Below are 13,374 nucleotides of genomic sequence, written 5' to 3'. Positions count from 1 at the left end.
GTACCGCACGCCCCATTGACGCGCCCCTGCCTCCTCTCTATCTTGCCGTTCGAAGTGCTGGTCAATGGTCGATATATCGAACGACTCCAGAGTGTCCAACTCCCAGAGAGCCGCGGAGTATCCATGTCACGCACCGCACGAAGCCGTGCCCGCCTCAGACTCGGCCTCACCGCCACCGCCCTCCTGACGGCCGCCGCCCTCGTCCCGGCCCCCGCGCACGCCGAGGACGTCACCGACTACACGATCACCGTCGACCCGGACGCCCGGGGCGCGGCGATCGACGACACGATGTACGGCGTCTTCTTCGAGGACCTCAACCGGGCCGCCGACGGCGGTCTGTACGCCGAGCTCGTGCAGAACCGGTCCTTCGAGTACTCCGCCGCCGACAACGCCTCCTACACCCCCCTGACCTCCTGGACGGTCGGCGGCACGGCCGAGGCGGTGAACGACTCCGGCCGACTCAACGAGCGCAACCGCACCTACCTCTCCCTGGGCGCCGGTTCCTCCGTCACGAACGCCGGCTACAACACCGGCATCCGCGTGGAGAAGGGCAAGCGGTACGACTTCTCCGTGTGGGCGCGCGCCGAGGGCGGCACCACCCTCACCGTCGGCCTGAAGGACGCCGCGGGGCAGCTCGCGACCGCCCGCCGGGTGGCGGTGAAGGGCGACTGGGCCAAGTACGAGGCCACGTTCACCGCGTCCCGCACCAGCAGCCGCGGCCGTCTGTCCGTCGCCTCCTCCTCCGCCGCGGCCCTGGACATGGTGTCGCTGTTCCCGCGCGACACCTACAAGCGGCAGCCGAACGGCCTGCGCAAGGACCTCGCCGAGAAGATCGAGGCCCTCGAGCCGGGCTTCCTGCGCTTCCCCGGCGGATGCATCGTCAACACCGGATCCATGGAGGACTACAGCGAGGCCTCCGGCTGGCAGCGCAAGCGCTCCTACCAGTGGAAGGACACCGTCGGCCCGGTCGAGGAGCGCGCGACCAACGCGAACTTCTGGGGCTACAACCAGAGTTACGGCCTCGGCTACTACGAGTACTTCCGCTTCGCCGAGGACATCGGCGCCATGCCGCTGCCCGTCGTACCCGCCCTGGTCACCGGCTGCGGCCAGAACAGGGCCACCGACGACGAGGCGCTGCTGAAGCGGCACATCCAGGACACCCTCGACCTCATCGAGTTCGCCAACGGCCCGGCGACCTCCGAGTGGGGCAAGGTGCGCGCCGAGATGGGCCACCCGAAGCCCTTCGGCCTCACCCACATCGGCGTCGGCAACGAGGAGAACCTCCCCAGGGAGTTCTTCGCCCGCTTCCAGCAGTTCCGGGCCGCCATCGAGGCGGAGCACCCGGACATCACCGTGATCTCCAACTCCGGCCCGGACGACTCCGGCACGACCTTCGAGACCGCCTGGCAGCTCAACCGCGAGGGCGAGGTCGACATGGTCGACGAGCACTACTACAACAGCCCGCAGTGGTTCCTGCAGAACAACGACCGCTACGACTCCTACGACAGGAACGGCCCGAAGGTCTTCCTCGGCGAGTACGCCTCCCAGGGCAACGCCTGGAAGAACGCCCTCGCCGAAGCCGCGTTCATGACCGGTCTGGAGCGCAACGCGGACGTCGTCGAACTCGCCTCGTACGCGCCGCTGCTGGCCAACGAGGACTACGTCCAGTGGTCGCCGGACATGATCTGGTTCAACAACCACGCCTCCTGGGGCTCGGCCAACTACGAGGTCCAGAAGCTGTTCATGAACAACGTCGGGGACCGCGTGGTCCCGTCGAGGGCGACCACCACGCCGGACGTCAGCGGCCCCATCGCCGGCGCCGTCGGCCTCTCGACCTGGGCGACCAGTGCCGCGTACGACGACGTGAGGGTGACCGCCGCCGACGGCACGACGCTGCTGAGCGACGACTTCTCCGGTGACGCCGCGCGGTGGACGCACCGCGGCGGCGGCAGCTGGACCGTCCGGGACGGGGCCTACGTCCAGACCGACGAGACGGCCGAGAACACCCTGGTCACAGCGGGCGACCCGGCCTGGCAGAACTACGACCTGCACGTGAGGGCCACCAAGAAGTCCGGCAAGGAGGGCTTCCTCGTCGCCTTCGGCGTCAAGGACACCGGGAACTACTACTGGTGGAACCTGGGCGGTTGGAACAACACCCAGTCCGCCGTCGAGCAGGCCGTGGACGGGGGCAAGTCGACGCTGATCTCCAAGGCCGGGTCGATCGAGACGGGCCGCGCCTACGACATCGACGTCAAGGTGCGGGGCCGCCAGGTCACCCTCTACCTCGACGGCCAGGAGTGGGGCAGCTTCACCGACGACAAGCCGGCCGAGCCGTTCCGCCAGGTGGTCACGGAGGACGACCGGACCGGTGACCTGATCGTCAAGGTGGTCAACGCCCAGCCGGCCGAGGCCCGCACGACGATCGACCTCGGCGGCGCGGAGGTCGCCTCCAGGGCCCGCGTGACCACGCTGGCCGCCGACGCGGACGCGGTGAACACGCAGACGGACACCCCGGTCACCCCGGTGACGTCCACCTTCCGGGGAGTCGCGGACGAGTTCACGTACACGTTCCCGGCGAACTCGGTGACGTTCCTGAGGATCAAGCAGAGGTAGTGCGGAAGCGGTGGGCCGCCGTTCCACCCCCGTGGGGACGGCGGCCCGCCGCCTCACCGGGCGGGCGGTGCCTAGCGCGCCCCCCGCAAGCTGTAGCCGCCGTCGACCACCTCCATGTCGGCGGCCGGCGCCATGCACCGGGTCAGCAGGGGCTCCCCCTCGGCCGTCGCTCCGGACAGGCCCACGCGGGCGGTGCCGCCCCCGGGGACGTAGAAGCCGAGGCCCATGCGGGTGTGCGGTTCCAGCTCCTTCCGCCAGACGTGGCCGGGGCTCGTGCGGACGAGCCGGCCGGTCACGGTGGCGGTGGGGCCGCCGCTGGTGAGGCAGTCCACCTCGAAGACGCCCCAGTGGTCCCGGCCGTCCACGACGTGGGAGATGCGGAAGGTGCCCCAGGAGCGGGTGGGGAAGCTGCCCGCACCGAAGGCGGCGTGGGCGTCGACGGTCACCCGGACCTCCTCCTCGGCGACCGGGTAACCCAGCCGCGCCGTCCCCCGGAGCGAGACCTCGGAGGTCGAGGGCGGCGCCGGCGGCGACGCGGCGGCCGGGGCCGCGACCGCGGCGACGAGGGCGAGAACGGCGGCGGCGCGCAGAACCGGCTTCAGCACGACATGGCTCCGATCGACGAGGACTTTGGGATTCACGTACTCCTCGATCGTCGTGGCCGCCCCGTCCCCCCGGCGTCCTCCGGGAGGCCCGGCCGACTCCGTCCGCCGGGTGAGGCGCCCTCCGACCACCGGCCGACCGGCTCGGCGCCGCCGCGCATGGCGTTGCATAAAAGTGCAGTGATGCGTATAGTCATGCCGTCCAGGAGGAGGTTCCATGACCGTACGTGCCGCAGTGGCCGGAGCGAGTGGGTACGCGGGCGGGGAGCTGCTGCGTCTGCTGCTCGCGCACCCCGGGGTCGAGATCGGCGCCCTGACCGGCAACTCCAACGCCGGACAGAGGCTCGGAGCGCTGCAGCCGCATCTGCTGCCGCTCGCCGACCGGGTCCTGGAGCCGACCACGGCCGAGGCGCTCGCCGGACACGACGTCGTCTTCCTCGCGCTGCCGCACGGGCAGTCCGCGGCCGTCGCCGAGCAGCTCGGGCCGGACGTGCTCGTGGTCGACATGGGCGCCGACTTCCGGCTGAAGGACGCGGCCGACTGGGAGCGGTTCTACGGCTCCCCGCACGCCGGCACCTGGCCCTACGGCCTGCCCGAACTGCCGGGCGGCCGCGCCGCGCTGGAGGGGTCCAAGCGCATCGCGGTCCCCGGTTGCTACCCGACCGCCGTCTCGCTCGCCCTCTTCCCGGCGTACGCGGCGGGGCTCGCCGAGGCCGAGGCCGTGATCGTCGCCGCGTCCGGCACCTCCGGCGCCGGCAAGACGCCCAAGCCGCACCTGCTGGGCTCCGAGGTCATGGGCTCCATGTCGCCGTACGGCGTGGGAGGCGGGCACCGGCACACCCCCGAGATGATCCAGAACCTCTCCGCGGTCGCGGGCGGGCGGATCTCCGTCTCCTTCACCCCCACCCTCGCGCCGATGCCCCGCGGCATCCTCGCCACCTGCAGCGCGAAGGCCGGACCCGGCGCCACCGCCGAATCCGTCCGGGCCGCCTACGAGAAGGCCTTCGCCGACGAGCCCTTCGTCCACCTCCTCCCCGAGGGCCAGTGGCCCGCGACTGCGTCCGTCCACGGTTCCAACGCCGTTCAGCTGCAGGTCGCGTACGACGAGGCCGCGGGGCGGATCATCGCGATCAGCGCCATCGACAACCTGACCAAGGGCACCGCGGGCGGTGCCGTCCAGAGCATGAACATCGCCCTGGGGCTCGACGAGACCACCGGGCTGACGACGATCGGAGTTGCGCCGTGAGTGTGACGGCAGCGAAGGGATTCACGGCGGCGGGCGTCGCCGTCGGGATCAAGGAGAACGGCAACCCCGACCTGGCCCTCGTGGTCAACACCGGCCCCCGCCGCGCCGCCGCCGGCGTCTTCACCTCCAACCGCGTCAAGGCCGCGCCCGTGCTCTGGTCCGAACAGGTCCTCAAGAGCGGGCAGCTGTCGGCCGTGGTCCTCAACTCCGGCGGCGCCAACGCCTGCACCGGCCCGAAGGGCTTCCAGGACACCCACGCCACCGCCGAGAAGGTCGCCGAGGTGCTGGGGACGGGCGCGGGCGAGGTCGCCGTCTGCTCCACCGGACTCATCGGCGTGCTCCTGCCGATGGACAAGCTCCTCCCGGGCGTGGAGACCGCCGCCGCCCAGCTCTCCGAGCACGGGGGCGAGAAGGCCGCCATCGCCATCAAGACCACCGACACCGTCCACAAGACGTCCGTCGTCACCAAGGACGGCTGGACCGTCGGCGGCATGGCCAAGGGCGCCGGCATGCTCGCCCCCGGCCTCGCCACCATGCTCGTCGTCCTCACCACCGACGCCGACCTCGACGGCGGGACCCTGGACAAGGCCCTGCGCGCCGCGACGAAGGTCACCTTCGACCGGGTCGACTCCGACGGCTGCATGTCCACCAACGACACCGTGCTGCTGCTCGCCTCCGGCGCCTCCGGAGCCACCCCGGGGTACGAGGAGTTCGCCGAGGCCGTACGGACCGTCTGCGACGACCTCGGTCAGCAGCTCGTCCGCGACGCCGAGGGCGCCAGCAAGGACATCAAGGTCGAGGTGATCAACGCCGCGACCGAGGACGACGCCGTCGAGGTGGGCCGCTCCATCGCCCGCAACAACCTCCTCAAGTGCGCCATCCACGGCGAGGACCCCAACTGGGGCCGTGTGCTCTCCGCGATCGGCACGACGAAGGCCGCCTTCGAGCCCGACGAACTGAACGTCGCCATCAACGGCGTCTGGGTGTGCAAGAACGGCGGCGTCGGCGAGGACCGGGAGAAGGTCGACATGCGCTACCGCGAGGTGCACATCGTCGCCGACCTCGCCGCCGGCTCCGAGACCGCCACCATCTGGACCAACGACCTCACCGCCGACTACGTCCACGAGAACAGCGCCTACTCGTCATGACCACCACCCGCAAACACACCGCGCTCCCCAAGGCGCAGATCCTCGTCGAGGCGCTGCCCTGGCTGACCCGGCACCGCGGCAAGACCGTCGTCATCAAGTTCGGCGGGAACGCCATGGTGGACGAGGAGCTGAAGGCCGCCTTCGCGCAGGACGTGGTCTTCCTGCACCACGCCGGCCTCAGGCCCGTCGTCGTGCACGGCGGCGGCCCGCAGATCAGCCGGGCACTCGAGACCCACGGCATCGTCAGCGAGTTCAAGGCCGGCCTCCGGGTGACCACCGAGGACGCCATGGACGTCGTACGGATGGTGCTGGCCGGGCAGGTGCAGCGGGAGCTGGTCGGACTGCTCAACCGGCACGGACCGCTCGCCGTCGGCCTCACCGGCGAGGACGCGCACACCCTCACCGCCACCCGGCACCGGCCCGAGATAGACGGCGAGCCGGTCGACATCGGGCGGGTGGGCGAGATCACCGAGATCGACACCGGCGCGATCGAGGCGCTGCTGGCCGACGGCCGCATCCCGGTCGTCTCGTCGATCGCCCGCTCCCAGGACGATCACCATGTCTACAACGTCAATGCTGATACGGCGGCTGCGGCACTCGCTGCTGCACTGGGCGCCGAGACCCTCATGGTCCTCACGGACGTCGAGGGCCTGTACGAGGACTGGCCGAACTCCGACGAGGTGATCAGCCGGCTCACCGCGTCCCAGCTCGAGAAGCTCCTGCCGGAGCTGTCCTCCGGCATGGTGCCGAAGATGGAGGGCTGTCTGCACGCCGTGCGGGGCGGCGTGACCACCGCCCGCGTCATCGACGGCCGGGTCCAGCACTCGATCCTGCTGGAGATCTTCACGGACGAGGGCATCGGCACCATGGTCGTGCCCGACGAGACGCCGGATACAGACGAAGCGCCGGACGCACAGGGGGAGTCGTGAGCAACGCCGTGTCCAACCAGGAACTGACCGCCCGGTGGCAGGGGGCGCTCATGAACAACTACGGCACCCCGCGGCTGCCCCTGGTGCGCGGTGAGGGCGCCAAGGTGTGGGACGCCGACGGCAGGGAGTACGCCGACTTCGTGGGCGGCATCGCGGTCAACGCGCTCGGCCACGCCCACCCGGCGGTGGTCGAGGCCGTCAGCCGGCAGATCGCCTCCCTCGGCCACGTCTCCAACCTGTTCGTCGCCGAACCGCCCGTCGCGCTCGCCGAGCGGCTCCTCCAGCTCTTCGGCCGCGAGGGCGGGGTCTACTTCTGCAACTCGGGCGCGGAGGCGAACGAGGCCGCGTTCAAGATCGGCCGGCTGACCGGGCGGACCCACATGGTCGCCACCGACGGCGGTTTCCACGGCCGGACCATGGGCGCCCTCGCGCTCACCGGCCAGCCCGGCAAGCGGGAGCCGTTCCTGCCGCTGCCCGGGGACGTCACGCACGTCCCGTACGGCGACGCGCAGGCGCTGGCCGCCGCGGTCACCGAGGACACGGCACTGGTGATCATCGAGCCGATCCAGGGCGAGAAGGGGGTCGTGGTGCCCCCGCCCGGCTACCTCAAGGCCGCCCGCGCCATCACGGCCGCCACGGGGGCGCTGCTCGTGCTGGACGAGGTGCAGACCGGCATCGGGCGGACCGGCAACTGGTTCGAGTACCAGGCCCACGAGGGCGTCCTGCCGGACGTCGTCACCCTCGCCAAGGGGCTCGGCGGCGGGCTGCCGCTCGGCGCCACCGTCGCCTTCGGGCGCGCGGCCGACCTGCTGGAGCCCGGCCAGCACGGCACGACCTTCGGCGGCAACCCGGTCGCCTGCGCCGCCGGACTCGCCGTTCTCGACACCATCGAGAACGAGGGGCTGCTGGAGAACGTCAAGCGGCAGGGCGAGAAACTCCGCGACGGAATCGAGGCCACCGGCCACCCGCTGGTCGCCCATGTCCGGGGTGCGGGCCTCCTGCTGGGTATCGTGCTCACCGAGCCGCTCGCGCCCCGGGCGCAACAGGCGGCTCAGGACGCCGGTTTCCTCGTGAACGCGCCCGCCCCCGATGTCGTACGGCTGATGCCGCCGCTGACCCTCGGGGACGACGCGGTGGACGCCTTCCTCGGGGCGCTGCCCGGCATCCTGGACGAGGCCGGCCGGGCAGGCGGGGAAGGACGATCCGGAGAATGAGACGACGATGAGCCAGGAGCAGGACCAGGACCGGAACGCCGGGCCCGCCGTGCCGCAGACCCGCACCGCACGCCACCGCCGGATCGTGGACATCCTCAACCGGCAGCCGGTGCGGAGCCAGAGCCAGCTGGCGAAGCTGCTCGCGGACGACGGACTGAGCGTCACCCAGGCGACGCTCTCCCGGGACCTGGACGAGCTGAACGCGGTGAAGATCCGCAACACCGACGGCGACCTCATCTACGCGGTGCCGAGCGAGGGGGGTTTCCGGACCCCCCGGGCGCCGCTGGGGGAGTCCGCCAAGGAGGAGCGGATGCGGCGGCTCTCCCAGGAGCTGCTGATCTCCGCGGAGGCCTCCGCGAACCTCGTGGTCCTGCGCACGCCGCCCGGCGCGGCCCAGTTCCTCGCCTCGGCCATCGACCAGGCGGAACTGCACGACATCCTCGGCACGATCGCCGGCGACGACACGTTGCTGCTGATCAGCAGGGAGCCGACGGGGGGCCAGGCCCTGGCGGACCACTTGCTCAGGCTGGCCCAGAACGGCCACTGAAGGGGACGACGGGGCGGCGGACCGCCGACCGCGGGTGCGCCCTGGCCGGTCGCGCGGTTCCCCGCGCCCCGAGGGGGTGCGGCACCGCCCGTCGAGCGGCCCCCGCCCCGGCCCGCGGGCAGTCGTGCCTCCCCGGTGCCTCGAGGGCCCGGGAGGCACCCCGCGAACGCGGTGGGTGACGCGCCGGCGCCTCAGCCGCGGCGCCGTCCACCCCGGGGCGCCGCTCATCCCAGCCGATCCGCCAGCCCTCCGGTGCACCGCACCTCGTCACCCGCGGTGATCAGCAGGCCCTCGGCGTCCGGCAAGGACTCCAGCCACCGCAACCCCTCCCGCGAGCCCATCGCGAACGCCGCCGTCGCCCAGCAGTCCGCCCAGGTCAGCCGAGGCGCGACCACCGTCACGGCGACAAGGTCGGTCACCGCCGACCGCCCCGTACGGGGATCGACGATGTGATCCCCCCGTTCGGCGGTCCCGGACGTCGCCACGGCCAGTTCGTCCGCCCCGGCCGCCGAGACGACAGCGGCCAGCCCACCCGGACGCAACGGGTCCGACACCCCCACCCGCCACGGCCGCCCCGCCCCCGGCGCCCCCAGCAGCTGGACGTCCCCGCCCCCGTTGACGCTCACCCCCGTCGCCCCGGCCGCGGCGAGCGTGCGGGCCGCCCGTTCGGTGGCCCAGCCCTTGACGATGCCGGTGGGGTCGAGCCGGCCCCGGTAGCGCGGACTGAACCAGCCGTCGCTCACCCGTTCCGCCTCCGCGGCCAGCGCCAGCACCTCGGCGACCTCGGGATCGCACTCCGCGACGGTCAGCTCGCCGCGCGCCAGGCGGGAGACCTGGCTGTCGTCGCGGTACGTGCTGAACACCTCGTCGACCCGGCGCAGTCCGGCGACCGCCGCCTCCAGCGCCGCGCGCACCGCACCGGGTTCCCCGCCGCGGACGTCGAGGGAGAAGACGGTCCCCATCGTCTCCTCCACATGACGTACCGCGGCGGGAGCCTCGGCGGACCCGGCCACGGTGTCAGCCACCGGCCCGGTCCAGCGCCGACTGGAGCGACTGCCGGTAACCCGCGCTGGTGTAGGTGGCCCCGGAGACCGCGTCGATCTCGGCGCTCTGCGCCGCGACGGCCGCCTGGTTGAGCCTGGGCACGGCGTCGGAGGTGATCCGGTCGCTCTGTCCGCCCCGGGGCGCCCGTACGGCCTCGGCCTCGGTGATCTTCCCGCCGTCGACCGTGATCCGGACCTGGACCGGGCCGTACTGGGTCTGCGCCGCGTCACCGGTGACGGTCCGGGCCCGCGCGCTTCCCGGGCCCTGCCCGGATCCGGCCGCCCCCGGCGCCCCGGCGGACCCGGCCGCGCGCGCCTTGTCCAGCGCCGACTGCAGCGACTCCTTGTACCCGGCGCTGGTGTAGGTGGCCCCGGAGACCGCGTCGATCTCGGCGCTCTGTGCCGCGACGGCCGCCTGGTTGAGCCTGGGCACGGCGTCGGAGGTGATCCGGTCGCTCTGTCCGCCCCGGGGCGCCCGTACGGCCTCGGCCTCGGTGATCTTCCCACCGCTCACCGTCAGGCGGACCTGCACCGCGCCGTACTGGGTCTGCGCCGCGTCACCGGTGACCGTGCCGTTCCCGATGGGCTGGGCGCCGCCCTGCGGGGACTGGGCCGCCGCGGGCGGGACCGCGCCGCCGGCGGCGGCCGACCCCGGGTCGGACGCCGGCTTCAGCGACAGCAGCAGCACGATCCCGGAGACGGTGGCGGCGGTGGCGAGCACGGCACGCCGGACGGGGTGACTCTTCCTCATCGCTTCTCAGGCTCCTGATGGGTGTGGATGACCCGTCGGTCACATCTCGAACGACTCGTGGTGGATGCGGCGCGCGGGGACCCCGGCGCCGCGCAGTGCGTCGTACACCGACTGCGCGAACCCGGGCGGCCCGCACAGGAAGACGTCGTGGTGGTCGATGTCCGGGATCTTCCGCCGCAGGCTGTCCGCGGAGATGTCGGGGCGCTCCCCGTCGGGGCTGTTCACCGCGTACATCAGCCGGGCGCCGCGCTCGTCGGCGATCTTGGCCAGCTCGTCCCACAGCGCCAGGTCCTGCGTGCTGTTGGCACGGTAGAGCAGGGTGATGTCACCGGAGGCGCCGGGCAGCGTCTCGAACAGCGCCCGCATCGGGGTGATGCCCACACCGCCCGCGACCAGCAGCACCTTGCCGCGGCTGCGGCGCTGCGCGGTCAGCGCCCCGTACGGGCCCTCCGCCCACACGCGCGTGCCGGGCTCCAGCTCGCGCAGCCGGGAGCTGTGGTCGCCGATCGCCTTCACCGTGATCCGCAGCATGTCCGGGCGGGGCGCCGCCGACAGCGAGTACGGGTGGGAGCTGAAGCGCATCCCGGGCGCCAGGAACCGCCAGCGGAAGAACTGCCCGGCCTCCGCGCCCATCCGGTGCAGCCTGCGCCCGCCGATCAGCACCGACACGATCCCCGGCGTCTCCTCGATGACCGCCTCGACCCGCATCCGGTGCCGCAGGTTCAGCCGGATCGGGGTGATGACCCGGTACCACAGGACCAGCGCGGTCACGGTGCCGTAGAGCCCGTACCAGAAGGTCTTCGCGGACGGTTCGACGGCGAACTCGTTGCCGGTGGTGATCTGGTGCCAGAACGTCAGGTACACGGCCGCGTAGGTCAGCAGGTGCACGTGGTACCAGCCGTCGTACGGCAGCCGGCGGCGGACCGGTCCGACGGAGAGGAGGGCGATGACGAACAGCAGACCGGTGCCGACGGCGGCCTTGCCCATGTCCGGCAGCGTGGTGACGGAGGCGACCGTCTGCTGCACGATGTCGCCGAGGCTCTTGCCCGCCTGGAGGGCGTAGCCCCACATGATGAGGAAGACGTGGGCGACGACCAGGCAGACGGTGTAGCGGCCGCTCGTCGCGTGCCAGCGCGCGACCCGGTCCGAGCCCACCCGGCGTTCCAGCGCGGGCACCCGCGCCATCTGCAGCACCACGAGGGCCATCAGGTAGCCGGCGAGCAGACCGGTGATCCGGCCCGCGGCGACGATCCTGCCCGTGGTGTCCGCGATGGACGGTGTGCTGGTCCACCACAACCACAGCACGGCCGCCGCGCCCGCACCCACGGCGAGCAGCAGGGGCACGGCGGGGGAGCGGCGCGGACGGATGCGGCGCATCGTCTGGCGGCGGGCGGCACGGCCGCCGGCGAGCGTGGTGGTCACGGTTCCTCCGTGGGGACTTGACCCTTGGCCCACAGATACGTGCCGTGACGCGGGAGTGTTCAGCGTCGGTGTGCTCGGGGCGAATCGCGGCTCAGTACCGCGTGATCGCCGTCCGTCCGCTCTCCGTCCCGATCGCGATGTGCGGTTGCTGCGCGGGATCGGCCCAGCGCAGGATCCTCCGCATCGCCTCCTCGGGCACGGACACGCATCCGGCCGTCGCGCCGCGCCCGTCGACGTGCAGGAAGATGCCGGCACCCCGGCCGCGCACCGGACGGTGGTAGTTGAAGTCGACGACGAGCGCGTGGGCGTACTGCGCGCGGTAGGTGATCAGGTGCTCGGCCTCGGCGGCCCGGCAGTCGGCCGCGCGGGGCTCGGTCCACCGGTTGTAGGAGCGCGAGTCGCCGTCCTGGCACCACCAGGAGTTCTCGCGCACGGGGCGGTAGGGGTAGGCCGTCCCGCGCGGCGCCGCCTCGGTGCCGAAGGCGTACGGCATGCCGTACAGCCCGGTCGGTGTCGTGTGCGTGCCCTGCCGCCGCGCGCTCCCCTCGACGAGACCCTTCGCACCGAAGCGGGCGGGGGCGGTCCCGGCCGCCACCCAGCGCCCGTCCTCCAGGTCCCACCAGGTGACCGTGCCGGAGGCCGGACCGGTCTCCGGGGCGACGGCGGTGATCAGCTGGGTGCCGCCCCCGGTGTCCGCCATCCGGTCCGGCAGCGGCGCGGACGGCTGCCCGGCGCCGAGCGCGAAGAGGGACAGGAGGGCGAGGACGGCGGCGGGGGCGGCACCTGGACGCATGGCTCAGACCGTAGACGGGGGCAGCGGCAACGGCAGCCCGGGTAGTCCGTCCAGGCTGGTCGCGACGTGCTCCTTCTTGGTGAAGTACGCGTTCAGCGAGGCGTCGTCCTCCCGGGCGAACCGCTTGCCGTGCAGGTCCCGCTCCGCCTCGTACGCCATGAAGGGGACCGCGTACCCGCACGTGTCGCGGATGAGCTCGGCCGTCACGACGACGATCGCGCGCAGACCGTGGGTGGTGTGGTCGATGCCGGGGAAGCGGGCGAGCAGCTCCGCGAAGCGCGGGTCGTCCCGGAAGACGGGCTCGCCGCGGCCGTGGACGCGCACGATGTTGGGCGGGCCCTGGAAGGCGCACCACATCAGGGTGATCCGGCCGTTCTCCCGCAGGTGGGCGATGGTCTCGGCGTTGGAGCCGGCGAAGTCGAGGTAGGCCACGGTGAGTTCGTCGAGGACCGCGAAGGAGCCCTTGAGGCCCTTGGGCGAGAGGTTGACCGTGCCGTCGGCGGACAGGGGAGCGGTGGCGGTGAAGAAGACGGGCTGTTCCTCGATGAACGTGCGGAGGCGGCCGTCGATGCGCTCATACGTCTTTCCCATGTCCAACGATTATGGGCGCAGATCTTTCGAGTGTCTAAGGAATTGGGGGAGCGACGGGTGAACCGTGGCCGCCCCGGCCGGCGCGTACACGGGGCGGCCACGGCGCCTGCCACCTCACCCGGTGAGCGTGCAGGCGGCCGGGGGGGGGCGAGGTCGGCGGGGCGTTCGGCGGTGCGGCCGATGGCGGCGGCGATGCGGTTGATGGCGGCGGTGCGCTCGTCCTCGAGGGGGCCGAGGACGGCGTTCTGGGCGAAGTCGGGTCCGCCCTGTCCGACGGTGTCGGCGAGTCGCTTGTTCGCCTCGGCGGTCTGCCGGTCGAGGTCGCCGAGGTTGCGGTCGGCCCCGGCCCGGGCGGAGGCGGGGACGGCGGGCGGTTCGGGGGCCACGGCGGGGCAGGAGACGGTGCCCGGTCCCGCGAGGGGCCGGGCGTCCGCCTCGCCGCCGTCCCCGGACGGCTCACCGGCGAGGGCGGAGC

Annotated in this window: 12 protein-coding genes; 6 read left to right on the top strand and 6 right to left on the bottom strand. The window is 72.5% G+C overall.

All coding sequences use genetic code 11. From position 1 onward, the window contains the following. Window positions 1-123: 123 nt before the first annotated feature. Window positions 124-2,613, top strand: coding sequence for an alpha-L-arabinofuranosidase family protein (locus FHS37_RS23470; protein WP_184824476.1), 2,490 nt, complete (start codon window positions 124-126; stop codon window positions 2,611-2,613). A 71-nt stretch (window positions 2,614-2,684) separates the two neighbouring features. Here the strand turns inward: FHS37_RS23470 and FHS37_RS23465 are convergent, their stop codons facing one another. Further along, window positions 2,685-3,218 carry a hypothetical protein gene (locus tag FHS37_RS23465; RefSeq protein ID WP_184824474.1) on the bottom strand — a complete coding sequence of 178 codons (534 nt, stop codon included), beginning with the start codon at window positions 3,216-3,218 and terminating at the stop codon, window positions 2,685-2,687. A gap of 214 nt (window positions 3,219-3,432) precedes the next feature. Here FHS37_RS23465 and argC point away from each other — a divergent pair, with 214 nt between their 5' ends. Genes argC through FHS37_RS23440 form a run of 5 tightly spaced genes read left to right on the top strand, consistent with a single transcriptional unit; the run spans window position 3,433 to window position 8,299 of the window. Beyond that, on the top strand, window positions 3,433-4,461 hold the full coding sequence (gene argC / locus FHS37_RS23460) for an N-acetyl-gamma-glutamyl-phosphate reductase (RefSeq protein ID WP_184824472.1): 1,029 nt from the start codon (window positions 3,433-3,435) through the stop codon (window positions 4,459-4,461). Beyond that, window positions 4,458-5,609, top strand: coding sequence for a bifunctional glutamate N-acetyltransferase/amino-acid acetyltransferase ArgJ (gene argJ, locus FHS37_RS23455; protein ID WP_184824471.1), 1,152 nt, complete (start codon window positions 4,458-4,460; stop codon window positions 5,607-5,609). The genes argC and argJ overlap by 4 nt, the downstream gene beginning before the upstream one ends. After that, on the top strand, window positions 5,606-6,538 hold the full coding sequence (argB, locus tag FHS37_RS23450) for an acetylglutamate kinase (protein WP_184824468.1): 933 nt from the start codon (window positions 5,606-5,608) through the stop codon (window positions 6,536-6,538). Before argJ ends, argB begins: the two co-directional genes overlap by 4 nt. Window positions 6,539-6,546: 8 nt before the next feature. Next, window positions 6,547-7,752: an acetylornithine transaminase gene (locus FHS37_RS23445; protein ID WP_184824863.1), complete on the top strand. Its 1,206-nt coding sequence runs from the start codon at window positions 6,547-6,549 to the stop codon at window positions 7,750-7,752. A gap of 7 nt (window positions 7,753-7,759) precedes the next feature. Beyond that, on the top strand, window positions 7,760-8,299 hold the full coding sequence (locus FHS37_RS23440; RefSeq protein ID WP_184824466.1) for an arginine repressor: 540 nt from the start codon (window positions 7,760-7,762) through the stop codon (window positions 8,297-8,299). 224 nt (window positions 8,300-8,523) lie between these two features. On the opposite strand, the gene FHS37_RS23435 is transcribed toward FHS37_RS23440, so the two are convergent. The 5 genes from FHS37_RS23435 to FHS37_RS23415 all read right to left on the bottom strand — a co-directional run bounded on the left by FHS37_RS23435 (window position 8,524) and on the right by FHS37_RS23415 (window position 12,899). Continuing rightward, window positions 8,524-9,261: an FAD:protein FMN transferase gene (locus tag FHS37_RS23435; protein ID WP_184824861.1), complete on the bottom strand. Its 738-nt coding sequence runs from the start codon at window positions 9,259-9,261 to the stop codon at window positions 8,524-8,526. A gap of 55 nt (window positions 9,262-9,316) precedes the next feature. Then, window positions 9,317-10,093, bottom strand: a complete 777-nt coding sequence (locus FHS37_RS23430; RefSeq protein ID WP_184824464.1) for an FMN-binding protein — start codon at window positions 10,091-10,093, stop codon at window positions 9,317-9,319. 39 nt (window positions 10,094-10,132) lie between these two features. Further along, complete coding sequence (locus tag FHS37_RS23425; protein ID WP_184824462.1) at window positions 10,133-11,515, bottom strand: ferredoxin reductase family protein; 1,383 nt, start codon at window positions 11,513-11,515, stop codon at window positions 10,133-10,135. 91 nt (window positions 11,516-11,606) lie between these two features. Then, complete coding sequence (locus FHS37_RS23420; protein ID WP_184824460.1) at window positions 11,607-12,308, bottom strand: L,D-transpeptidase family protein; 702 nt, start codon at window positions 12,306-12,308, stop codon at window positions 11,607-11,609. 3 nt (window positions 12,309-12,311) lie between these two features. After that, window positions 12,312-12,899 (bottom strand): pyridoxamine 5'-phosphate oxidase family protein, encoded by a 588-nt coding sequence (locus tag FHS37_RS23415; RefSeq protein ID WP_184824459.1) that lies wholly within the window; start codon window positions 12,897-12,899, stop codon window positions 12,312-12,314. Window positions 12,900-13,374 lie beyond the last annotated feature (475 nt).

Source organism: Streptomyces griseomycini, from assembly GCF_014203535.1.
GTDB lineage: Bacteria > Actinomycetota > Actinomycetes > Streptomycetales > Streptomycetaceae > Streptomyces > Streptomyces griseomycini.
The sequence above is the reverse complement of the archived record's forward strand: the minus strand, read 5'-3'. Positions and strand labels throughout refer to the sequence as shown.